At 73.2% G+C, this 20946-nt stretch carries 16 protein-coding genes; 9 read left to right on the plus strand and 7 right to left on the minus strand.

What is annotated here, in order from left to right:
• Positions 1-12 precede the first annotated feature (12 nt).
• From HZZ00_RS38695 to HZZ00_RS20975, 7 genes are all read left to right on the plus strand, one after another.
• Positions 13-504 (plus strand): collagen binding domain-containing protein, encoded by a 492-nt coding sequence (locus tag HZZ00_RS38695; RefSeq protein ID WP_257585982.1) that lies wholly within the window; start codon positions 13-15, stop codon positions 502-504.
• 270 nt (positions 505-774) lie between these two features.
• Positions 775-1965 (plus strand): acyltransferase, encoded by a 1191-nt coding sequence (locus tag HZZ00_RS20950; RefSeq protein WP_180327872.1) that lies wholly within the window; start codon positions 775-777, stop codon positions 1963-1965.
• Between the two features lie 614 nt (positions 1966-2579).
• Entirely contained in the window at positions 2580-3473 is an 894-nt protein-coding gene (locus HZZ00_RS20955; protein WP_374028472.1) for an STAS domain-containing protein, read from the plus strand.
• A gap of 8 nt (positions 3474-3481) precedes the next feature.
• A complete protein-coding gene (locus HZZ00_RS20960) occupies positions 3482-3838 on the plus strand; it encodes an STAS domain-containing protein (RefSeq protein WP_070029930.1) in 357 nt (118 codons plus the stop codon).
• The gene (locus HZZ00_RS20965) at positions 3838-4284 is read left to right on the plus strand and encodes an anti-sigma regulatory factor (RefSeq protein ID WP_180333639.1); all 447 of its coding nucleotides are present in this window, start codon (positions 3838-3840) and stop codon (positions 4282-4284) included. Before HZZ00_RS20960 ends, HZZ00_RS20965 begins: the two co-directional genes overlap by 1 nt.
• Positions 4281-5354, plus strand: a complete 1074-nt coding sequence (locus HZZ00_RS20970; RefSeq protein ID WP_180327874.1) for an ATP-binding SpoIIE family protein phosphatase — start codon at positions 4281-4283, stop codon at positions 5352-5354. Before HZZ00_RS20965 ends, HZZ00_RS20970 begins: the two co-directional genes overlap by 4 nt.
• On the plus strand, positions 5338-7011 hold the full coding sequence (locus HZZ00_RS20975; protein ID WP_180327875.1) for a PP2C family protein-serine/threonine phosphatase: 1674 nt from the start codon (positions 5338-5340) through the stop codon (positions 7009-7011). Before HZZ00_RS20970 ends, HZZ00_RS20975 begins: the two co-directional genes overlap by 17 nt.
• A 51-nt stretch (positions 7012-7062) precedes the next feature.
• Here HZZ00_RS20975 and HZZ00_RS20980 read toward each other — a convergent pair whose 3' ends face one another.
• The 3 genes from HZZ00_RS20980 to HZZ00_RS20990 all read right to left on the minus strand — a co-directional run bounded on the left by HZZ00_RS20980 (position 7063) and on the right by HZZ00_RS20990 (position 11652).
• Positions 7063-7305, minus strand: coding sequence for a chaplin (locus HZZ00_RS20980; RefSeq protein ID WP_180327876.1), 243 nt, complete (start codon positions 7303-7305; stop codon positions 7063-7065).
• 140 nt (positions 7306-7445) lie between these two features.
• A complete protein-coding gene (locus tag HZZ00_RS20985; RefSeq protein WP_180327877.1) occupies positions 7446-9710 on the minus strand; it encodes a catalase in 2265 nt (754 codons plus the stop codon).
• A gap of 478 nt (positions 9711-10188) precedes the next feature.
• Positions 10189-11652 (minus strand): aminotransferase class I/II-fold pyridoxal phosphate-dependent enzyme, encoded by a 1464-nt coding sequence (locus tag HZZ00_RS20990; RefSeq protein ID WP_180327878.1) that lies wholly within the window; start codon positions 11650-11652, stop codon positions 10189-10191.
• A 172-nt stretch (positions 11653-11824) separates the two neighbouring features.
• On the opposite strand from HZZ00_RS20990, the gene HZZ00_RS20995 reads away from it, so the two are divergent.
• A complete protein-coding gene (locus HZZ00_RS20995; protein WP_180333640.1) occupies positions 11825-13009 on the plus strand; it encodes an amidohydrolase in 1185 nt (394 codons plus the stop codon).
• Between the two features lie 73 nt (positions 13010-13082).
• Here the strand turns inward: HZZ00_RS20995 and HZZ00_RS21000 are convergent, their stop codons facing one another.
• The 4 genes from HZZ00_RS21000 to HZZ00_RS21015 form a co-directional block, all read right to left on the minus strand.
• Positions 13083-15638 (minus strand): discoidin domain-containing protein, encoded by a 2556-nt coding sequence (locus HZZ00_RS21000; protein ID WP_180327879.1) that lies wholly within the window; start codon positions 15636-15638, stop codon positions 13083-13085.
• A 121-nt stretch (positions 15639-15759) separates the two neighbouring features.
• Complete coding sequence (locus tag HZZ00_RS21005) at positions 15760-16566, minus strand: inositol monophosphatase family protein (RefSeq protein WP_180327880.1); 807 nt, start codon at positions 16564-16566, stop codon at positions 15760-15762.
• Positions 16567-16618: 52 nt separating this feature from the next.
• The gene (locus HZZ00_RS39125; RefSeq protein WP_180327881.1) at positions 16619-18394 is read right to left on the minus strand and encodes an RICIN domain-containing protein; all 1776 of its coding nucleotides are present in this window, start codon (positions 18392-18394) and stop codon (positions 16619-16621) included.
• A 129-nt stretch (positions 18395-18523) separates the two neighbouring features.
• A complete protein-coding gene (locus tag HZZ00_RS21015) occupies positions 18524-19696 on the minus strand; it encodes an NAD(P)/FAD-dependent oxidoreductase (RefSeq protein WP_180327882.1) in 1173 nt (390 codons plus the stop codon).
• 221 nt (positions 19697-19917) lie between these two features.
• Between HZZ00_RS21015 and HZZ00_RS21020 the strand changes: the two genes are divergently transcribed.
• Positions 19918-20928: a Ppx/GppA family phosphatase gene (locus HZZ00_RS21020; RefSeq protein ID WP_180327883.1), complete on the plus strand. Its 1011-nt coding sequence runs from the start codon at positions 19918-19920 to the stop codon at positions 20926-20928.
• Positions 20929-20946 lie beyond the last annotated feature (18 nt).

A 20946-nucleotide genomic window follows, 5' to 3' on the forward strand; every position in this document is an offset into this window, starting at 1 on the left:
CTCCGCGGCCGGGTGTACGACAGCGCGGGGCGGCCCCTCCGCCGGGCGAGCCTCACCCTGGTCGACCACGCCGGCCGGCAGCGGGCGCGTGCCACCACCGACGAGCACGGCGCCTATGAACTGACGACGACGGAGACCTCTTCGTACACCCTGGTCGTGTCGGCCGCCGGGCACCACCCGCGGGCCGTCCAACTCGGCGCCGACGCCGGGCCGGTCGTGCCGGACGTCAGACTTGCGGGCCTGGGCAACGTGCACGGGACGGTACGCCACCAGCCCACCGGCCGGCCCGTCCCGGACGCGCGCATCACCCTGCTCAGCGCCTCGGGCGAGGTGGTGGCCTCGGCCACCACGACCACCGACGGCACGTACACCCTCCAGAACCTGGTCCCCGGTTCCTACACCGTGGTCACCTCCGGCTACGCACCCGTCATGGCCGAGGTGACGCTGGGCGAGGGCACGTCCTGCGAGATGGACCTCGACGTGGGACACGACGACGCCGACTGACGAACTCCGGACGGCGGGGGCGCGGTTCGGTCGAGCCGCGCCCCCGCCGCGTCCGTCCGGCACCTCGGGGAAACGGGTCGTCGGTCCCGCGCGGCCGGGCGGTGGAGCGAGGTAGCCCGTACGGGTGTAGCCGGGGGGATGTCCGTGGCGCGTAGGGGGTTGCCTCGTTCCGCATCTGTGTGATGTTTGCCATGTGACGTGATGGAACGGGGATGAACGGGCAACGTTCCCCTTCATGCCCCACGCCAACCCTCTGCGGCAGGTGATTCGATGACCACGGCGACGACCCGGGCGCTCCGGACGCCGCCCGCCCTGACCGGCACGACGAACGCCCGGCTCCCACCCGCCGCCAATCCGTCCCTGCCGTCCCTCACGGGGCTGCGGTGGATGGCGGCACTCCTGGTGTTCGGACTGCACGTCAACAACTTCGGCTATTTCGGCGGTACCGGTGCCCATGTCGTCTTCTGGGGATTCGGCGCCGGTGCCACCGGAGTGTCGTTCTTCTTCGTCCTCTCCGGATTCGTCCTGACCTGGTCGGCACGGCCGGGTGACAGAGCGCTCGCCTTCTGGCGGCGCCGGATCGCCCGTGTCTATCCGGTGCACCTGGTCACCCTCGGGGTGGCCGTACTCATGACGCTGACGCTGGCGCACCAGACCAAACCGGTGCCCAAGCAGGCGCTCGCCACGGTGCTGCTGCTGCACTCCTGGTGGCACCCCTGGTGGCAGACGTTCAACCCGGTCAGCTGGTCCCTGGCGTGCGAAGCCTTCTTCTACGCCACCTTCCCGCTGCTCATCCTGGTGCTGCGCCGGCTCGGCGTGCGCGGATCGGTCGTGCTGGGCGCGCTGTCGGTGGCCGCGATGGTGGTGCTGGCCTGGTCGGACCTCCACCACTGGTGGACGTACACGCTCTACTCGTTCCCCGCCGCCCGGCTGCCCGAGTTCGTGATCGGCGCGGTCACCGCGCGACTGGTGCTGCTCGGCCGGTGGCGCGGTCCGGGGCTGGAGGCCTCGCTCGCGCTGGCGATCCTCGGCTACTTCTTCGTGCCCCAGTTCCGCCCCGGCTATCCCGCCACGCTGTGCACCCTCGTCGGGTTCGCCCTGCTCATCCCGGCGGCGGCCGTCGCCGATCTGAACGGGCAGCCGTCCCTGTGGCGGCACCGGCGACTGGTGCGGCTCGGGGAACTGTCCTTCGCCTTCTACATGATCCATCTGCTGGTGCTGCGCGCCGGCACCAGTCTGCTGGGAAACAAGCCGCACTTCGGCGTCCTCGCGGGACTGGCCGTCACCGCGACCGCGTTCGCGATCTCGCTCGGACTGTCCTGGGTGCTGTACGAGGCGGTCGAGTGCCCGGCCAGACGGCTGCTGCTGCGTCGCCGCACGTCCTCGTCGAAATCCCAGCGTCCGCCCCAGCCGGAAGCGGTACCGGCCCGCCGCGAGGCCCCGGCCGGGACGGCGGACTGAGGAAGCCGCCGAAGAACGAGAAGTGTCCTGCGGTCAGCCGTCAGGTCCCCTTGGGAGGGCCTCGGCGGGACCGTGGGGCGCGTGCGGTGGAAGCACCCCTGCACCCGCCCGGGGACCGCCGTCTCGCTCAGCGTCCGCCCCGGCGCCCGTCCGCCCGGCCGCCCGGCCGTCCGGCGAGCCGACTCCACCGGGCATCGCCGCCGAGCCCCCTGCCCCGAGTGCTCCCCGGCCGAGGCACTCCGGACGACCGTCACGCCGGCCGGCGCCGGGCATGCGCCCGGCAGACAGGCCGGCACCACCGAGCGACCGCCCGGTCGGCCGACGAGCCCGGACGGCCCCGCATACGCCCGTCGGAGTGACATCCGCAACAGTCGGGAGACTCTCGCGCGATCCGGGGTAGACGGCCCACCGGCAGTCGTACCGGTGCGGCGCTCGACAAGGACGTACCGGGTCGGCCGTCGCTGTGAACTGACCGTAGGACAGCGGGAGTTGGCACGTCAGAGCCCTCCTCGGGTTTGGTCGCGCCGGATGGCGGGGCTAATGTTGCCGGACGGTAAAGATCGGCTCGCCGCCGGCCGGACCGGCGGCGATGCCCGGCTGTGCGAGAGGAGAGTGTGACAGTGCCGGAGCAGGACGCGGCCGCATCGGCGCCGCAATGGGTGGGTTCCTTCCTGGAACGGCGTCAGGAGCAGATCGCCCAGCGCTGGGCGGACGCCCCCCTGTTCCGCTCGGTGTTCACCGTCTCCAGAGACGAGGCGGTGGAGGCCTGCAAGGCGGTGGTGGACGCCCTGTCCGACGTGGCCGTCAGCGGTCGCCTGGAGGACACCGGGGCGCCCGGGTACGAACCGGTGCGCGAGCAGTTGGGGCGGATGACCCAGAACCGTGCGCGGACCGGGGCGACGCCGTCCCAGATCGCCGACGAGGTGGCCGCCCTGCGCGCCCCCGCCGTCGACCTGCTGCGTGAGGAGTTCGCGGACCCGGCCACCCCGCAGGCCCAGGAGAGCGTGCTGGCGCTGACCCTGCTGCTGGGCACGCTGCGCCTGGTGGTGCTGGAGACGGCCCTGGACGCGGGCGCGGAACTGATCGAGCGGCAGCGTCAGCAGCTGCTCGAAGTGGCCACGCCGGTCATCAAGCTGTGGGAGGGCACGGTCGCCGTCCCGCTGATCGGGACCCTGGACAGCGCGCGCAGCCAGGTGGTGATGGAGTCGCTGCTGGAGGCCATCGTCGACCAGCGCGCCCGGTACGCCATCCTGGACATCACCGGAGTGCCCACCGTGGACTCCCTGGTGGCGCAGCATCTGATGAAGACGGTGGCCGCGGCGCGGCTGATGGGGGCCGAGTGCATCGTCTCCGGTATCCGCCCGGCGATCGCGCAGACGATCGTGCAGCTCGGCATCGACCTGGGCTCGGTGCTCACCCGGTCCTCGCTCGCCGACGCACTGGCTTACGCGCTGGGCCGGCAGGGCATCGAGGTCTCCCGCGCGCAGACGGGTACGAGCGCCCGGTGAACGAACCCATGGCGCCCGTCCCGGTGCTCGCCCTGGGCGACGTCCTGCTCGTCTCCCTCCAGGGCGAACTGCACGACGGCATGGCGGAACAACTTCAGCAGGACCTCAGCGAACGCATCGCCACGGCCGGGGTGACCGGTGTGGTGATCGACATCTCCGGAGTGGAGATCGTCGATTCCTTCCTGGGCCGGGTGCTCGCGGAGATCGCCTCCACCGCCCGGCTGCTGGCGGCCCGTACGGTGCTGGCCGGGATGCGTCCCGCGGTCGCGATCACCCTGGTGGAGCTGGGGCTGACGCTGCCCGGTCTGACCACCGCGCTGGACGTGGACCGGGCACTGGAACTGCTGTCCCAGAGGGGGAGATGATGCAGTCGTCCGGCCAGGCGTCCGCGACGAGCGTGCCCATCGGTTCGGACGCGGATCTGGCCTGGGTCCGGCAGCAGGTGCGGCAGTGCGCGGCATGTCTCGGGTTCGGTCTGGTACAGCAGACGAAGCTGGTCACGGCGGCGAGCGAGCTGGCCCGCAACACCCTGGTGCACGGCGGTGGCGGGCGCGCCGAGATCACCCCGCTGGACAACGGGCGGGCACGGGGGCTGAAGATGTCGTTCATCGACGAGGGCCCCGGCATCCGCGACCTGGAGCTGGCCATGACCGACGGCTACACCAGCGGCGGCGGCCTCGGCCTGGGGCTCAGTGGTGCCAAGCGGCTGGTCCAGGAGTTCCACGTGGACACCGAGCCGGGCCGGGGTACGACCGTCACGGCCGTGGCCTGGGTGACCCAGGTGCCCTCGGCACGCCCGGGGTTGGGATGAGCCGGGTCTGGGAGGTCCCGGTGCACGACTCCACGCGGGTCCGGGACGCCCGTACGGCGGTGCGGGAGGCGTGCGCGCGGGCGGGGCTGAGCGCTGAGCGCACGGCGGCCGGGGAGCTGGTGGCCACGGAGCTGGCGACCAATCTGCTCCGGCACGCGGGCGGCGGCAGCATGGTGGTCAACCTCGTGACGGCGCCGGCCGGTACGGGTGCCTCGGTGCGGCTGTGGACACTGGACCACGGGCCGGGCATCGCCGATGTCGCGGCGGCGCTGCGCGACGGCTGCAGCACCGCCGCCGAGACCTCCCTCGGCGCCGGCCTCGGCAGCTGTCTGCGCAACGCGGACGCCTTCCACCTGTACGGTGCGCCGGGCCGGGGCACGGTGGCGACGGCACGCATCGACGCCGAGCGGGCGGGCGGTGGCCACGCGCCGCCGCACCCGCCCGGCGGTGCCTCGGCGGGAGGCATCGCCGTGTCCCTCGGGCGGGCCGAGATCTGCGGCGACGCCTGGGGCTGGGCACGCCACGGCGGACTGGTGACGCTGCTGCTCGCCGACGGCCTGGGGCACGGCCCGAAGGCCGCGCACGCGTCCACCGCGGCGGTGGCGGAGCTGGCCCGCTCCGGGCATCTGCCGCCCCCGGAGCTGCTGCGGCGGCTGCACACGGCCCTGCGCCCCACCCGGGGAGCCGCGATCGCCGTCGCCCAGGTGGACACGGACCGCGCGGAACTCGGCTTCGCCGGGGTCGGCAACATAGGCGCCCGGCTACGCACCGCGGACAGGTGGACGTCCCTGCTGTCGCATCCGGGGATCGTGGGGGCCTACTTCCCCTCCCACGTCCCCTTGCGGCGGGTGCCGTGGCACCGGGACAGTCTGCTCGTGCTCCACAGTGACGGGCTGCCCAGCCGCTGGAGTCCCCCCGAGGACCCCCGGCTGCTCGCCCACGACCCGTCCCTCCTGGCCGCGGCGATCCTCCGGGACGCGGGCAGCGCGGCCCGCCCCCCGCGTGACGACACCAGCGTGGCCGTACTGGCCCCCTACTGCCGGACCCTCACAGATGACCGCGACCACTGACACCTGGCCCCTCGCCGGCACCGCCGACGCGGCCCGCGCCCGTGCCCTGCTGGCACGGCTCGCGACGGACGCGGGGGTGCCCGCGACGGCGCGCGCCCGTTTCCTCGCCGAGGTCACCGCCCGGCTGCGCCCCTGCCGGGACGGTCACCGGCAGCACCTGGCCGTGACCGCCGACGGAACCGAACTCCACATCGACCTCTCCGGGCCGCAGCCCTGGCGGCACACGCTGACCTGCCCCTCTCCCCTGCCGCAGCCCCTGCCCCGGCTGGACCGGCTGGACGAGACGGCGCTCGCCGAGGCACTGCTCGGCGCGGGCGAGGAGACCGCCGCCGTGCTCGCGGGCCTGGACGAGGCCGAGGAACTGGTGCGGTTCCACCGGGAGGAGCTGCACCAGACCAACCAGGGTGTGCTCGCGCTGCACGGCGAGCTGGAGGCCGCCGCGCTGGCACAGCGCGACCTCCTCGACGCGGAGCGCACGGCACGCGCGGAGGCCGAGAAGGCGCGGCGGCTGCTGACCTTCCTCGCCGACGCCAGCGCCGCCCTCAACGCCTCCCTGGAGCACGAGGACATTTTGCGCCGACTGCCCAAGCTGCTCGTCCCGGAGTACGCCCGGCACGTCGACGTCTGGCTGATGGACGACGAGCGCACCCAGCCGGCCGGGCGGGCGGCGGCCACGGTGCTGGCGGCCCGCACCGGGCGCCCGCAGCACGCGGGCCCGCGCCCCGGCGGGCTCCCGGGCGTGGACGACCTGCCGGCCTCCGCGCTCTGCCCGGACCGGCCCCTGCTGTGCCTGCCGCTCGGGGCGCGCACGGTGCAGGGCGTGCTGACCCTGTCCGCGCCCGGCGAACGGTTCGACCCGGACACCACGGTGATGCTGGTGGAACTGGCCCGGCGGGCGGGCATCGCACTGGACAACGCGCGCCAGTACGAGCAGCACCGGGACGTCGCCGAGGCGCTCCAGCGCGCGCAGCTCACCGACCTGCCGGCCACCCGTGGCCTGGATCTCGCGGCGCGCTATCTGCCGGCGACGCACGGGCTGAACATCGGCGGTGACTGGTACGACGCGTTCCCGCAGCCCGACGGGAGCGTGCTGGCGGTGATCGGGGACGTCACCGGGCACGGGCTGCGGGCCGCGGTGATCATGGGTCAGCTGCGCACCGCGCTGCGCGCCTACGCCGTGGAGGGCAACGGGCCCGCCCGGATCCTCACCCTGCTGCACCGGATGCTGTGCCACCAGCAGCCTGAGCTGTACGCGACGTGTGCCATCGCCCGGATCACGCCCGGCGAGCCCGGTGTGGTGTGGGCGGCGGCCGGGCATCCGCCCGCGCTGGTGCGCGACCCCGGGGGCGAGGTGCGGGTGCTGGACGCGAAGCCGGGGGTCATGCTCGGGGTCCCGGTGCCCCACGAATACCGGGAGCACCACGAGGAGTTGCCCGCGGGCGCCACGCTCGCGCTCTACACGGACGGCCTGGTGGAGCGTCGCTCCGCCGGGATCGACGCGGGCATCGAGCGGCTGGCGCGGGCGCTGGCCGGACTCGGCACGGCGGAGCTGGACGAGCTGGACTCGGCGGCGGACGCGCTGCTGAGGCCGATGCTGCGCGACTCCGAACACGACGACGACATCTGCCTGTTGCTGTGCCGCACCACGGTGTCCTGACCCGCCCGTGCGCCGGCCCCCGGGGCGGGGAGCCGGCGCACGGGCGCATCGTCACTCGTTGGCGCAGGTGTTGCCGAAGGACGGGTTGAGCAGCCCGACGATGTTGATGGTGTTGCCGCACACGTTGACGGGGATGTCGACCGGGATCTGGACGACGTTGCCGGACGCGACACCCGGGCTGCCGACGGCGGTGCCGGTCGTCGGGTCGGGGTCGGCGGCGAAGGCGGTGGCGGCGGTGCCCAGGGCAAAGACGCCCGCGAGAGCGGCCGTTGTGGCGATGCTGCGGATGCGCATGGATCTGCCTCACTGGTTGACGTAAGGGACAGCACCATCACATCCGGCCGCCGGGGAGTTCGCCTCTCCGGGTACGCCGACGGGGTGGCCCCCTTCGGAGGGAACCACCCCGCGTCGGCGCCGGCCGTCGGCCGCCCGGTTCAGGCGGCGGACGGGAAGCGCTCCCAGACCCGGTGCACGCCGAGCAGTTGGACCAGCTCCTGGAGCACGGTGGTGGCGCCGTCACCGGCGATCACCCCGGGGGCGTCGAGCGGGATGCCCGCCGCCTCCAGCGCGCTCTCGCCGCCCTTGGCGGCGCCGATGGCCTTGCCGTGCCGGAATGCCTCCCCCAGCAGCAGCCCGACCCGGGGGTCGGGGGTGGACTGGGGGTGCGGCAGGCCGGCCTTGGCGTCGCGGGCGCCGTAGGCGTCGGCGCCGACACCGGGCGTGCCGGCCACCAGCAGGGCGTCGAACTCCACGGAGCGCGCGGTGGCGTAGGTCCGCTGCACGGTCAGGGCGTCGCCGCCCGAGCCGAGCTTGCCGCCCTTGGGGGCGATGACCAGCGGCACCATGCCGCCGTCGAGCACCTCCTGGCGGACCGCGGCCACGCCGTCGAGGTCGCCGTCCTCACCGGTGATGATGCCGATGATCCGGCCGTCGACGGGCCAGGTGTGCCCGACCTGGGACAGGGCGGGGCTGGGCGCGACGTCGGCGAGCGGCTCGGTGGGCTCGGGGGCGGGCAGGCCCAGTCCGGCGGCGACGCCCGCGCACAGCTCCGGGTCCACGTTGGCCAGCACCTGCAACGCCCGCTCGCGGATGGCCTGTTCGTAGCACTTGCCGAGTTCGAAGGTGTAGGCGCCGATGATGTGCTCGCGCTCCACCGGGCTCATGCTGAGCCAGAACCGGCGCGGCTGGCTGAAGTGGTCGGCGAACGACTCCGGGGCCTCGCGGACCTTGGTGGCCTCCGGTACCCGTACGGGGGTCTCGACGTAGGCGCCCATGTCGGCGCCCGCCGTGAACGGGCAGCCGCCGTCGAGGGAGTTGGGGCGGTAGGGGGCCACCCCGCGGTGCACGGCCGTCTGGTGGAAGCTGTCGCGCTGCATGTCGTTGACGGGCGCGTGCGGCCGGTTGATCGGGATCTGCGGGAAGTTGGGGCCGCCGAGCCGGGTGATCTGGGTGTCCAGGTAGGAGAAGAGCCGCCCGGCCAGCAGCGGGTCGTCGGTGATGTCGATGCCGGGGACGAGGTGGCCGACGTGGAAGGCGACCTGCTCGGTCTCGGCGAAGAAGTTGGAGGGGTTGCGGTTGAGGGTGAGCAGTCCGATGGGCTGCACCGGGGCCAGTTCCTCGGGGACGATGTTCGTCGGGTCGAGCAGGTCGATGCCCTCGAAGGTCTGGTCGGGGGTGTCGGGGAACGTCTGGATGCCGAACTCCCACTCGGGGTAGGCGCCGGCCTCGATCGCGTCGGCGAGGTCCCGGCGGTGGAAGTCGGGGTCGACACCGCCGATGATCTGCGCCTCCTCCCACACCAGGGAGTGCACGCCGAGCTTCGGCTTCCAGTGGAACTTCACCAGGGTGGTCTCGCCGGCCGCGTTGACCAGGCGGAAGGTGTGGACGCCGAAGCCCTCCATGGTGCGGAAGGACCGCGGGATGCCCCGGTCGGACATGTTCCACAGGGTGTGGTGGGTGGCCTCGGTGTGCAGGGTGACGAAGTCCCAGAAGGTGTCGTGGGCGCTCTGCGCCTGCGGGATCTCACGGTCGGGGTGCGGCTTGCCGGCGTGGATGACGTCCGGGAACTTGATCGCGTCCTGGATGAAGAAGACCGGGATGTTGTTGCCGACCAGGTCGAAGACGCCCTCGCTGGTGTAGAACTTCGTGGCGAAGCCGCGGGTGTCGCGCACGGTGTCGGCGGAGCCGCGCGAGCCGAGGACCGTGGAGAAGCGCACGAACACGGGGGTCTCGACGTCCTCGGCGAGGAAGGCCGCCTTGGTGACGTTGGCCGCGGTGCCGTAGCTGCGGAAGATGCCGTGGGCGCCGGCGCCGCGGGCGTGCACCACGCGCTCGGGGATGCGCTCGTGGTCGAAGTGCATCACCTTCTCGCGCAGATGGTGGTCCTGGAGGAGGACCGGGCCCCGGGGGCCGGCCTTCAGGGAGTGGTCCGTGTCGTAGAGCCGGGTGCCCTGGGCGGTGGTGAGGTAGCTGCCGCTCTGGGCCATCCGGGCCTGGTCGGCGCCGGTGGGCTGGCCGGTGGGCGAGACGGTGTCCGGGCCGGTCTGGTCGGGCTTGGGGGGCAGCGGCTCGCGGGCCTCGGTCGGCTCGGCGACCGGCGGCGACTCGGCTCCCGGCTTGCCGGGGATGCCCTCTTCCGGCCCCTCGCCGCCGCCCTTGAGGGCGTCCGCCGCTCGCTTCAGGGGGTTCTTCTCGCTCATCACTACCTTTTTCCTTCGCTGGTCACGGAGTCGGGCCCGGCGCGGCGAGACGGTCGGCGGTGCGTGGGGCCACGCCCGGGGCACCGCCGGCCCGGTGCGCCGGGTCCGGGTGACGTTCAGGGGACAGCCGGATCGAAGAGGTCGGCCGGGTTCCGTACCGAGGTCCCCGGGCCGGGGCGTCCGAAACCGGGAATCCGGGGATTTCCGGTCGGGGTGAAGTCGGGCCGTCTCCCAATCGAGTTGCCGGGACAGCTGGCCCGCCGGACGCGCTGGTCCGGTCCCGGAGACCGTTCGGGCAGGGCCAAGTCCCCCCTGCCGAGGGCGTGTTCGTCAGGGGCCGGTTTCTTGACCCGAGGAGGCGGCCGGCGCCTGGCCGCCCGCATACGACACCCTAGGGGCTGCCCCGCGTCGGCGCAGTTCGGGACGGCCCATCAGGCGCGGCCGCGGGCCGCCTCGCCATAGGGGGCGGTACGGCCCGTCAGGTACGGGCCACGACCCGGAAGGAGTCCAGTGAGGGGTCCGCCGCGTCCGAGATCAGGAAGCCGTGGGCGACTCCGCTGCGCAGGTAGTCCACCACCTCGTCCGTGATGACCTCGCCGGGGGCCACGACCGGCACGCCGGGCGGATAGGGACTGATCGTCTCGGCGGCGATACGTCCGGCGGCGTGTTCGGCGGGCACGTGTTCGACGGGGGCGAAGAAGGCCGCGCGGGGCAGCATCGCCTGTTCCAGTTCGAGCACGTGGGGCTCGGGCAGGTGGACCGGGGGCCGCCGTTCGATGGAGTCGGCGTGCTCCACCAGGGAGCGCACCGCGTCCACCAGGATCTTCTCGGTGTCGTCGTCGTCCGCGTGGGTGATGGAGGCGGTGATCCGGCAGGTGTCGGAGCCGCCCATGTCGACGTGGCGGTGGACGCGCAGCCATTCGGTGGCCTGCATGCCGCTGATGCCGAGGTCGCGCACGTCCACGACGATCTTCAGCGGGTCGAACTCGGCGGCCAGCCCCTCCTCGATGATTTCGCCGCCCATCACCCGCAGCCCCGGGAACTCGCGCAGCACGGCCCGGATCCGTTCGGCGCGGTGCAGCGCGGCGTCCAGCAGTTCGTGACCCCGTTCGGCCATCTGGCGGCGCCAGCCGTCCAGCGCGCCGTAGACCAGGGAGGAGGCGCTGGTGGTGCCGAGCAGGTCCTCGCGCTGTTTGAGCACCTCGGGGGCGACCCGGTCGTGCTGGAGGTGGAAGACGGAACTCTGCTCGATGGCGCCGCCCATCTTGTGCACGCTGGTGACCACCAGGTCGGCGTCGGCGTCCATGCCCCAGGCGGGCAGCCCGGGGTGGAAGGGCAGATGGGCGCCCCAGGCCTCGTCCACGATGAGCGGCACGTCCGCCGCGTGGCAGGCGTCGGCCACGCCGCGGACGTCGGCGCAGGTGCCCCAGTCGGTCGGCGTGATCAGCAGCATGCCCTTGGCGTCCGGGTGCTCGCGCAGCCGCCGTCGTACGTCCTCGGGCTCGGGCGGATGGGCCAGATGGCGTTCGGTGTCGAACTTGGGATGGACCCAGATCGGCTCCACCCCGTTGATGATCACCGCCGCGATGACCGCCTTGTGCGCGTTGCGGGACAGCAGCAGCTTCTCCCCCGGGCCCGCGACCGACAGCATGGCGGTCTTCACCGACAGGGAGCTGCCGCAGGTGGAGAAGAACGCGTGTTCGGCGCCGACGGCGTCCGCCATCAGCTCCTGGGCCTGTTCCAGCACACCCTGGGACTGGCGCCGGTCGTCGAGGCCGTTCAGGCTGAGCACGTCGGAGCGGAAGACGTCCAGGCCGAGGACGTCGGTGACCCGGGGGTCGGCGCCGCGTCCCTGTTTGTGTCCCGGTGGCCCGAACACGACGTCTCCCCGGCGCCGGAACTCCTCAAGGGCTTCCAGTACGGGTGCGCGCGAGTGGTCCATGCAGTCCTCCTGAGCCGTCGGTGCCGCAACCACCGTGTTGCACCGGCCACGTGCTCCAAACACCCCGGATGGTGTCGGGACCCGTACGGGTGGAACCCGGGCGGCACGTCAGGAGGTCCCGCGAGCCCGTTGGAGGAGCCCTGTGTCGGGTCAGAACGTTGCCGGTCCGCAGGTGGGGCGCGCCGCCCCCGAGGAGGAGGCGCGGCTCGTCCGGGAGGAGGTGGCGCGGCGGGCGGACGCCTTGTGGGCCGTCGCCCGCGCGCTGCACGCCGATCCGGAGACCGCGTTCGCCGAGCACCGGTCCGCGGCGCTGCTCGCGGACGAGCTGGAGCGGGCGGGGTTCGAGGTGCGGCGGGGGGTCGCCGATCTGCCGACCGCGTTCACGGCCCGGTCCGGGCGGGGGCGGCCGGTGGTGGCGTTCCTCCTGGAGTACGACGCCCTGCCCGGCCTCGGCCACGCCTGCGGGCACAATCTGATCGCCGCCGCGGGTCTCGGGGCCGCGCTGGTCGCGGACGCGGTGTCGGCGGGCGGCGAGGGGACGGTGCTGGCGGTGGGCACGCCGGGCGAGGAGGGCCGCGGCGGCAAGGCGGTCGAGGTGGCGGCCGGGCTCTTCGACGAGGTGGACGCGGCCCTGATGTTCCATCCGGGGGTGTACGACTGGGTGCGGGCGCCACTGACCGCACAGGAGCAGTACCGGGTCGCCTTCCGCGGCCGGGCCGCGCATCCGACGGGGAACCCGACCGAGGGGATCGACGCGCTCGCGGCGCTGATCGAGCTGTTCAACGTGATGTCGGCGCTCGGCCGGCGGCTGCCGGAGGGCTCCCACGCGCAGGGCATCGTCACCCACGGCGGCACGGCCACGAACATCGTGCCCGAGTACGCCGAGGGCCGCTTCGGTCTGCGGGCGCTCACCACCGGCGCCCTCGACGATCTCGCGGCGCAGCTGCGCACGGCGGCCGAGGGGGTGGCGGCGGCGACCGGTACGACCGTCACCGTGGACCGGGCGAGCGTGCGTTACGAGCACTTCCGGGACAGCGGGGCGCTCTCCGAGCGGTTCGCCTGGCGTCTGGAGCAGGCGGGGATCGCGCTCACCCCGCCGGTTCCGGGGGTCTATCTGGGCTCGTCGGACATCGGGAACGTCAGCGGGCGGGTGCCCGCCATCCATCCCTTCGTCGCGATCATGGACCCGGACGGCTCCGACCACACCCCGGAGTTCGCCGAGGCGGCGGCCTCCGAGCGAGCCCGCCGGGTGCTCCTGGCCGTCGTGGAGGCGCTGGCCCTGACCGGGCTGGACGTGCTGCGGGACGCGGGGCTGCGCGGCCGGGCGTGGGAGGACCTGCGCCGCGCCGAGGAGTGAGGCGGTGACGGGGGATCGCCGCGGCGAACCGCCGCCCGGGACGGAGGAGTTGCGTCCCGGGCGGCAGGGCAGGTCACGGGAAGGAGGTCACCTTGGACGGGACGGTGCCGGTTCCCGAGGTGGGTGCGCCGATGCTGTTGACGACGTGGGCGTACTGGCCCATGCCGCCGAGGGAGATCACGAGCAGGTCGTGCATCTTGATGCCGGAGGCGGTGGGCACCTGGAAGCCGTGGGCCTGCACGATCGACGGATCGGACGTGTAGTTGCAGTAGCTGCCCAGGCCCCACGCCTCATGGCTGGTGACGGAGTCGGCGACCTTGTAGGCCGCGTAGCCGACGATGCCGTCGTGGGTGATGGCGGCGGCGTTCGGGGCGTCGTACGCCTTCTCGTTCTGGAAGAAGATCGTGCGGCCGCGCTCGCCGTTCCAGTAGACGTCGTACTTGTTGAAGTGTTCGACGAACAGGCCGGTGGCGAGGACGTCGTTGCCGTTGACGCGCAGTCCGTAGTCGGCGCGGTTGGTGTCCCAGCCGACTCCGCTGCCGTGGTCGGCCCGCCAGAGCCAGGTGTGGTCGATGATCACGTTGTTGCTGTTGACGACCACCGAGTTGGTGGCGAGGCCGGGTCCGGCGCCGCCGATGCGGACGAACACGTCCTGCATGGTGGTGGGGTTGGCGGAGTGGTCGGCGCTCGCGCCGGGCCGACCGATGCGCAGCAGCGTGTCGGAGTTGACCGGTCCCGCGTCGATGAGGAAGCCGGCCAGCCTGACCCCGTCCACGTCGGCCACGTGCATGGCGTCGATGCCGTTGTCCGGGACCAGGGTGGCGAGGCCCAGGCCGAGGACGACGGTGTTGGCCCGGTCGACCTCGATGGTCTGGTCGAGGTGGTAGACGCCGGGCGTGAACAGGAGGTTGAGGCCCTGGGCGAGGGCCGCGTTGATGGTGGCCGCGGTCGCGCCGGGCTTGACGACGTAGAACTGGTCGAGCGGGATGGAGGTGCCCGCGTTCGCCGGCCAGGACACGCCCCGGGCGTTGGTGCGCTTGGCCGGTACGAACACCTTGTAGGCGGAGCCGTCCAGGTAGAGGAAGGGCTTCTCACGGGAGACGGGCGTGTTGTCCAGGGTGGTGTAGGGGCCGGTGTCGAAGTTGGTGGCGGGGGCGCCCTGGACGCCGGAGAAGGTCATGTTCCACACGCCGTTGGTCCAGCCGCCGATCGAGCTGTCGCGGGTGTACCACTGCTGCTGGGAGTACGGGCCGACGGTGCCGTCGATCTTCGAGTCGGCGATGTAGCCGCCGGAGGCCCAGCCGTAGCCGTTGGGCGCGAGGTTGAGGCCGCCCTTGACGTGGATGCGGCGGAACGGCGCGGCCTGGGCGACGGCCCAGCGGTCGTCGCCGTGGGACGGTGTGATGGCGAGGTTCTCCGCCGAACGCCAGAAGTTCTGGGTGGCGTTGCCGTTGAACCAGCCGGCGTCGACGGTGACGTCACCGTTGATCTGGGTGTCGTCGGGGTTCAGGCCGAGTCCGGAGATCGAGGTGTAGAAGCCGATCTGGGCGTTGATGCCGTTGTAGGTGCCGGGCTTGAGCAGGAACTGGTAGCGGCCGGTGCCGAACTGGTTCGACTCCTGCTGTGCGAAGACCTGGTCGAACTTCTGCTGGAGGTCGGGGGTGGAGGGGTCCACGACGATGACGTTCGGGCCGAGGTCGCCGCCGCCCACGACCGGCGGGGTGCCGGTGCTCGTGGTGTGCACGGCCACCTCCCACAGGGAGTAGCCGTAGCCGGTGCCGCGCGCGGTGCCGTAGATCCGCAGGTACCGGCCGGAACCGCTGACGTCGTACGACGCGGCGCCGCCGGTGGCGCCGGTGACGCTCTTCAGGGTGCTCCAGCTCTGCCCGTCGTTCGACGTCTGGATCTGGAAGTCCTTGCCGTAGGCGGCCTCCCAGTTCAGCGCGACCTGGCAGATGCTCTTCACGGAGCCGAGGTCGACCTGCACCCACTGCGGGTCGGCGGCCTGGCTGGACCAGCGGGTGCCGGTGTCGCCGTCGAAGGCGGCGGAGGCGGGGGTGCCGGCGTTCTCGGTGGACGAGGCCGAAGCGGGCTTCCCCTGGGCGTCGTTGGCGCTCCCGCAGCCGGCCTGGCTGCCGGACGCCGAGCCGAACACCTGGAACTCCCAGAGGGAGTAGCCCCATTGGGTCGCCCGGTGCACACCCTGGAGGCGCAGGTAGCGGCCTTGTCCGGACACGTCGAGGGTGTCGGTGCCGCCGTCGGAACCGGTGACGGACTTCAGGTCGGTCCAGGTTCCGGCGTCCTGCGATATCTGGATCTTGTAGTCCTTGCCGTAGGCGGTCTCCCAGTCGAGGACCACCCGGGTCACGGACGCGGTGGCGCCGAGGTCCACCTGGAGCCACTGGTCGTCGGTGGCGGCGGAGGACCAGCGGGTGCCGGTGTCACCGTCCACGGCGGCGGAGGCGGGGGTACCGGCGTTCTCGGTGGAGGAGGCGGTGGCCGTCTTCCCCTGGGACAGGGGGGTTTCGGCGGCGGCGGCCGGGGTGTGGGTGAGGGGCAGGGCGACGAGCGCGGCCATGGCGGCCATCGCGACCCCCAGGGCTCTCCAGCGGGTGGGACGTGTTCTCATAGGGCGGCTCCAAGCGGCTGCGGGGTCGACGGCTCGACCCCTCTCCTTAGTTCAAGTTTTGATTTAAGTGGTGAGTCAAGCCGCCGACAAGCCTTCGGGAGCCAAATACTTCGACGAGGTGTCAGTCCCGCTGCCGCCGCACCAGTTCGAGCAGCGCGGCATGCGTCGCCGGGTCGGCCGCCGCCACCAGCCCGCCCGCGCCGGTGTGCACGGGCTCGCCGTACAGACCGGTCACCGTGCAGCCGGCCGCCCGGCACAGGGCGATGCCGGCCGCGAAGTGCACGCTGTCGGCGAGGTGGCCGTCGGTGACGTAGGCGGCCCGGCGGCCGGCCGCCACCCAGGCGACGGCGAGGGTGCTGGAGATCACCCGGGGCCTGAACCGCTCGGCGAAGCCCGGGTCGGCGAGCAGGAGGGCCGCCCGGAAGCCGGGGGCGTTGGGGAACGGCGGGTCGAGGTTGACGTCCACCAGCGCGGAGGCGGCGGACGGGGCCAGCTCCTCCTCGCCGCGGTCGGTGCTCAGCCGGGCCCGGGCGCCGTCGGTCCAGAAGACCTCGCCGGAGAACGGGTCGGCCGTCGCCGCGGCGGTCACCTCGCCCCCCACCCGCAGGGCGACGTTGACGCCGACGAGCATGCTGGACACGGCGTAGTTGAGGGTGCCGCACAGCGGGTCGACCAGCCAGCGGCGGTGGGCTTCGGCGGCGCCGCTGCGGCCGCTCTCCTCGCCCGTGACGGCGTCGTCCGGGCGGGCGGCGCGCAGCACGTCCAGGATGGCCCGTTCGGCGGCCAGGTCGGCCTCGGTCGCGAAGTCGCCCTCGGTCTTCTCGTACCGTGCGAGCCGGCCGCCGTACAGGTCGCGGACGACGGCGGCGCCCGCCCGTGCCGCAGTCACGGCCAGGCGGGCGTCGGATTCCCCGTTGGTGATCGTCATGGCGGCACCCTACGCAAACTGATCGCGCGGGTCGCACAGTTGTCCCCTGTTTCTACTTCCCGACCGGGGCGAGCGTGAGGGTCTGCTCGGCGGCGGTGCGGCCCCGGCCGACGGCGCTGCCGCTGGTGTCGGTCCAGGTGCGCGCCGGGGTGGTCTCGGCGAGCCGGCCGGAGTCGGCGGACAGGCCGAGGACCAGGCCGCTGTAGCGGTTGACGAGGCGGTGGGTCCCGGCCGGGGAGGCGTCCGGGAGGAGGAACCACTGCTGTCCGACGGCCGGGCCGCTGCCGTGCCGGGCGGTGACCACCGGCTTGGTGCCCCAGGCGCGGGAGGCGGTGGTGCCGGAGTCGACGCCGAGCAGCCCGCCGGTCGCCGCGTTGGTCACCGTGTAGGCGCCGTCGCCGGTCGGCTCGAAGGTCCAGGACGCGCGGGCGGTCGGGGTGGGCGGGGCGGCGGTGGTGGCGGAACCGCCGGGACGCTGCACGAGGATCCGGCCGGTGCCGGAGGCGATGTGGTAGCGGCGGCCGGCGACCACGGGCGGGGCGGCGGGCGTGGTGGAGTCGAGGGTGAGGTCGACGTACTCGCCGTCCGCGTCGTGCGAGCAGGCGAAGGCGCAGTACGAGCGGACGGTCCTGCCGACGATCGAGGAACCGGTGCGGCTCACACCGTCGAGGAACCAGCGGTACCAGGAGGCGTTCGTGTAGTCGCCGGTGTCACCGAGCAGGTGCCACTTCTGGGTGGCGAGGTCGTCGGTGGCGTAGAGGTACTGCGGTGACGTGCCGCTCTGGTCGACCGCCTGCGGTTCGCCGATGTACAGCCCGAGGTAGGCGTCGTAGGCGATGTTCATGACGAACAGCGGGGAGGTCGGGGGCGTCTTGCCGGCCGCGATCTGCTCGCTGGTGGTGCCGGTGGTGGCGGGGTCGTACTCGGCGGCGGCAGGGGTGTAGCCGGTGGGGTGGCCGGCGTCGACCGGGACGATGTTGCTCTCCTTGCCGCCGGTGCCGGGCTGGGACCAGGCGCCGTCGTACCACTTGCGCCAGGAGCCGGGAGCCATCTTCGCGGAGATCGGGGCGCGGGCCACGTGCTCGTAGAAGGCCTTCCAGCCGCCCTTCTTGTCGACGATCCGTGAGCCGTAATAGACGTAGAAGTAACCGGAGGCGGTGTCCACGAAGAGCCGCTGGTCGCCGTCGCCGTAGTCGTACGTCTGGTGGGGGAAGGCGGCGGTGTCCCCGCGCGCGGTGCTGTACGGGGACGTGAGGGCGTGGTCCTTGATGGTCCAGGTGTGGCCCTGGTCGGTGGAGACGGCGTAGTCGATGGCGTCGAAGTGCAGTCCGTCGCCGAAGGGCTGCGGGGTGAACTCGTTGTGCACCAGGCCGTACCAGTCGCCGGTGTCCGGGTCGACCCACACCCCGACGAGGTCGCAGTAGTTCTTCTGGGCGTAGCCCGAGCCGGCCGGGGCGTAGCTGGCCTCGCGGCCGGTGGGGCTGTTGTTGCAGCGCCAAGTGGTGTCGTCGTTGCGGTCGTTCGGGTTGGCCGGGTTCACCGCGTTGCTCAGCGAGCGGTCGAAGGTGGCGGTGTCGAAGTCGGTGCCGGTGTAGAAGTCCCAGCTGCGCGGGTCGGTGGCCCCGTAGAGCGCGGCTGCCTGCTGGTAGTGGAAGGTGCCGTCCTTGTCGAGGAAGGGGGTCGCGGGAGTGTCCGTGGGGTTGGGGAAGGGCACCGGGCTGCCGACGGTCACGCGGTAGGCGGCGGGGGCGGCGGACGCCGGGGTGGCGGTGGCGCCGCCCAGGACGAGGGCGGCGGCCGCGGCCACGGCGCCGCCCGCTCTGCTCATGAGTCGCACGGGGACTCCAAGTTGCCAGAGGGATTGAACAGGACCGGTCCCACGGAACGATCAGCCCACGGCGGTTTCCCGGCAATGGACTCCCGTGCGCCGCCTCTTGCACTTTCGCGCGGCAGGCGGTCAGTTCCGTTCGCTCAGCGGTGTGTCCCAGGCGAGTTGGCGGACCAGTTCCTCGTCCTGGTGGTCGGGGCGGTGGTTCGGGTCGGCGGGGCGGGCCGGAGCGTGGGTGCCGCGCGAGATGCCGCCGCTCACGGTGATGTTGTGCTCGACACGGGGGCGCCGGAGCCGCTCGTAGGCGGCGAACGCCCGTGCCACGTCCGGCAGGTCGCGCAGTGCCTTGGCGAGGACGACCGCGTCCTCCAGCCCCGTCGAGGCGCCCTGGCCGGTGGCCGGGGAGGCCGCGTGGGCCGCGTCGCCGATGAGCAGGACGCGGCCGGTGTGCCAGGTGGCGCCGAGCGGCATCTCGGTGGCGTTGGTGACCATGAGGGGGCCCGGCGCGGCGGCGACGAGCGCGGCGGCGGGCGTGGCGTCCTTCTCCAGCACGGACAGCAGGTGCTCGCGCGGGACGGCGGTCCGGGCGGCCGGGGTGCGGCCGGGCAGCGGTTCCTCGCCGACGCGGGCGAACCAGTACGCCTCCCCCGCCGGCGAGACGGCGTATCCGAAGGCGCTCGCGCTGCCGCGCACCATGGTGATCACGCCGCTGCCCGTGCCGCCCGGGGCGCCGGGCGTGTAGCCGTAGTAGACGCGCTGGCCGGCGTAGCCCGGGCGGACGCCGGGGGTGAGGACGCGGCGGACGGTGGAGTTCAGGCCGTCGGCGCCGATGAGCAGGTCGCCTGTGGCGGTGGTGCCGTCGGCGAAGCGTGCGGTGACGCCGTACGGGCCGTCCGTCACGGACGTCAGCCGGGCGCCGTGGGTGAGCCGGATGCCGCGCCGGGCCGCCTCGGCCTGGAGGGCGGCGTTCAGCTCGCCGCGCCGCAGACAGCGGTAGCGCAGATCGGGTTCGGCGACCTCGCCGAGCGGCACATGGGCCAGTTCGGCGCCCTCGGCGTCGATCAGGCGCAGCGAAGTCAGCGGAAAACCGACGGCGGTCACGGCGCTCGTGGCGTCGAGTTGGGCCAGTGCGCGCATGCCGGTGCTCGCCAGGGTGAGGAACGCGCCGATGTCCTCGGCCGAGCCGGGGTGCGCCTCGTACACGCGGACGTGACAGCCCGCCTTGTGCAGGCCCAGCGCGGCGGCGGTGCCCGCGATGCCGCCGCCGATCACCAGTGCCCTGATCGCTGCCGTACCGGTCATGTGCCGCTCCCCGTGCCGACGGTGGTGGGCGACCATCCAAGTACAGCGGCGTCCCGGGGGTGCCGGGCGGGGCCCGGATCCGGACAGGGGCGGGCGGTTCGGCGGCGCGCGCCGGTACGTGTCGTATATGCCCCCGGTAGCCATCCGTGCGGATGGGCCGTGCCCGAGTCCGCCCCTCGTGTGCGGGCGTTTTGGCCGGTGGATTGGGTACGCACCCGGCCATGCGGCTGAGCTTGGTGGATGCGGGGTCGAACACGGTGCGACTGGTGGTCGCGGATGTGGAGGGGGGTGTTCCGCTGCCGGTGCACACCGTCAAGTGGAAGCTGCGCCTGTCCGAACGGGTGAGTGCGGACGGCACCATCGCCGAGGAGGCGGTGGAGCAGCTGGTCGAGGCGGTGGCCGAGGCGGGTGACACGGCGTTGCGGTGGCGGGCCGCGGGCCCCCTGGCGTTCGCGACCGCGGTGGTGCGGGAGGCGCCGAACCGCCAAGAGGTGCTGGAGCGGGTGGCGTCCGGGACCGGGATCCGGATGTGCACGCTGCCGGGCGAGACGGAGGCCGAGCTGACGTTCCTGGCGACCCGCCGCTGGCTCGGCTGGAAGGCGGGCCCGCTCGCGCTGCTCGACATCGGCGGCGGTTCGCTGGAGGTGGCCTTCGGGCGGGGCCGGCTGCCGGACTTCGCCGCGTCGCTGCCGCTGGGCGCGGCCCGGCTGACGCGTGAGTACCTCGGCGTCCAGGACCCGCCCGGGGCGGCCGAGTTGAAGGAGCTGCGCCGCCGGATCCGGCATGAGCTGCGGGATGTGGCGGCGCGGATACGGTGGGAGAGCCCGCGCACCGCGGCCGTCGGCTCCCGTACGTTCCAGCAGCTGGCCCGGCTGTGCGGGGCCGCGCCCGGCCGGTTCGGCCCGTTCGAGCCGCGCCGGCTGGTGCGCCGGGACCTGAAGGAGGCCGTGCGCACCCTGGCCGCCCTGCCCGCCGCCGAACGCGCCCAGCTGCCGGGCGTGTCCGCGCCGCGTGCCGCGCAGAGTCTGGCCGGTGCCGTCGTCGGGCACACGGCGCTGAAGCTGATGGGGCTGCGCCGGGCCGTGGTCAGCCCCTGGGGGATCCGCGAGGGCGTGCTGCTGCGCTATGTCGAGGACGGGGCCGACTGGTGGGCCGAGGCCGGCGGGGCCCGCGTCGCGGTGGCCCCGGCCTCGGCGGTGTCGCTGCGGAGCATCTCGGGACCGCCCGCGTGACAGGGGGGAGGGGCGGCC

The organism is Streptomyces sp. NEAU-sy36 (assembly GCF_013423905.1).
Classification (GTDB): Bacteria; Actinomycetota; Actinomycetes; order Streptomycetales; family Streptomycetaceae; genus Streptomyces; species Streptomyces misionensis.

What these genes read in the sequence shown, in the direction of transcription:
- HZZ00_RS39125 (WP_180327881.1), bottom strand. Translation starts at nt 18,394, where the DNA reads ATGAGCAGAGCGGGCGGCGCCGTGGCCGCGGCCGCCGCCCTCGTCCTG.
- HZZ00_RS20985 (WP_180327877.1), bottom strand. Translation starts at nt 9,710, where the DNA reads ATGAGCGAGAAGAACCCCCTGAAGCGAGCGGCGGACGCCCTCAAGGGC.
- HZZ00_RS20965 (WP_180333639.1), top strand. Translation starts at nt 3,838, where the DNA reads ATGCAGTCGTCCGGCCAGGCGTCCGCGACGAGCGTGCCCATCGGTTCG.
- HZZ00_RS20960 (WP_070029930.1), top strand. Translation starts at nt 3,482, where the DNA reads ATGGCGCCCGTCCCGGTGCTCGCCCTGGGCGACGTCCTGCTCGTCTCC.
- HZZ00_RS20990 (WP_180327878.1), bottom strand. Translation starts at nt 11,652, where the DNA reads ATGGACCACTCGCGCGCACCCGTACTGGAAGCCCTTGAGGAGTTCCGG.
- HZZ00_RS20970 (WP_180327874.1), top strand. Translation starts at nt 4,281, where the DNA reads ATGAGCCGGGTCTGGGAGGTCCCGGTGCACGACTCCACGCGGGTCCGG.
- HZZ00_RS21015 (WP_180327882.1), bottom strand. Translation starts at nt 19,696, where the DNA reads ATGACCGGTACGGCAGCGATCAGGGCACTGGTGATCGGCGGCGGCATC.
- HZZ00_RS21000 (WP_180327879.1), bottom strand. Translation starts at nt 15,638, where the DNA reads ATGAGAACACGTCCCACCCGCTGGAGAGCCCTGGGGGTCGCGATGGCC.
- HZZ00_RS20980 (WP_180327876.1), bottom strand. Translation starts at nt 7,305, where the DNA reads ATGCGCATCCGCAGCATCGCCACAACGGCCGCTCTCGCGGGCGTCTTT.
- HZZ00_RS21005 (WP_180327880.1), bottom strand. Translation starts at nt 16,566, where the DNA reads ATGACGATCACCAACGGGGAATCCGACGCCCGCCTGGCCGTGACTGCG.
- HZZ00_RS20975 (WP_180327875.1), top strand. Translation starts at nt 5,338, where the DNA reads ATGACCGCGACCACTGACACCTGGCCCCTCGCCGGCACCGCCGACGCG.
- HZZ00_RS21020 (WP_180327883.1), top strand. Translation starts at nt 19,918, where the DNA reads ATGCGGCTGAGCTTGGTGGATGCGGGGTCGAACACGGTGCGACTGGTG.
- HZZ00_RS20950 (WP_180327872.1), top strand. Translation starts at nt 775, where the DNA reads ATGACCACGGCGACGACCCGGGCGCTCCGGACGCCGCCCGCCCTGACC.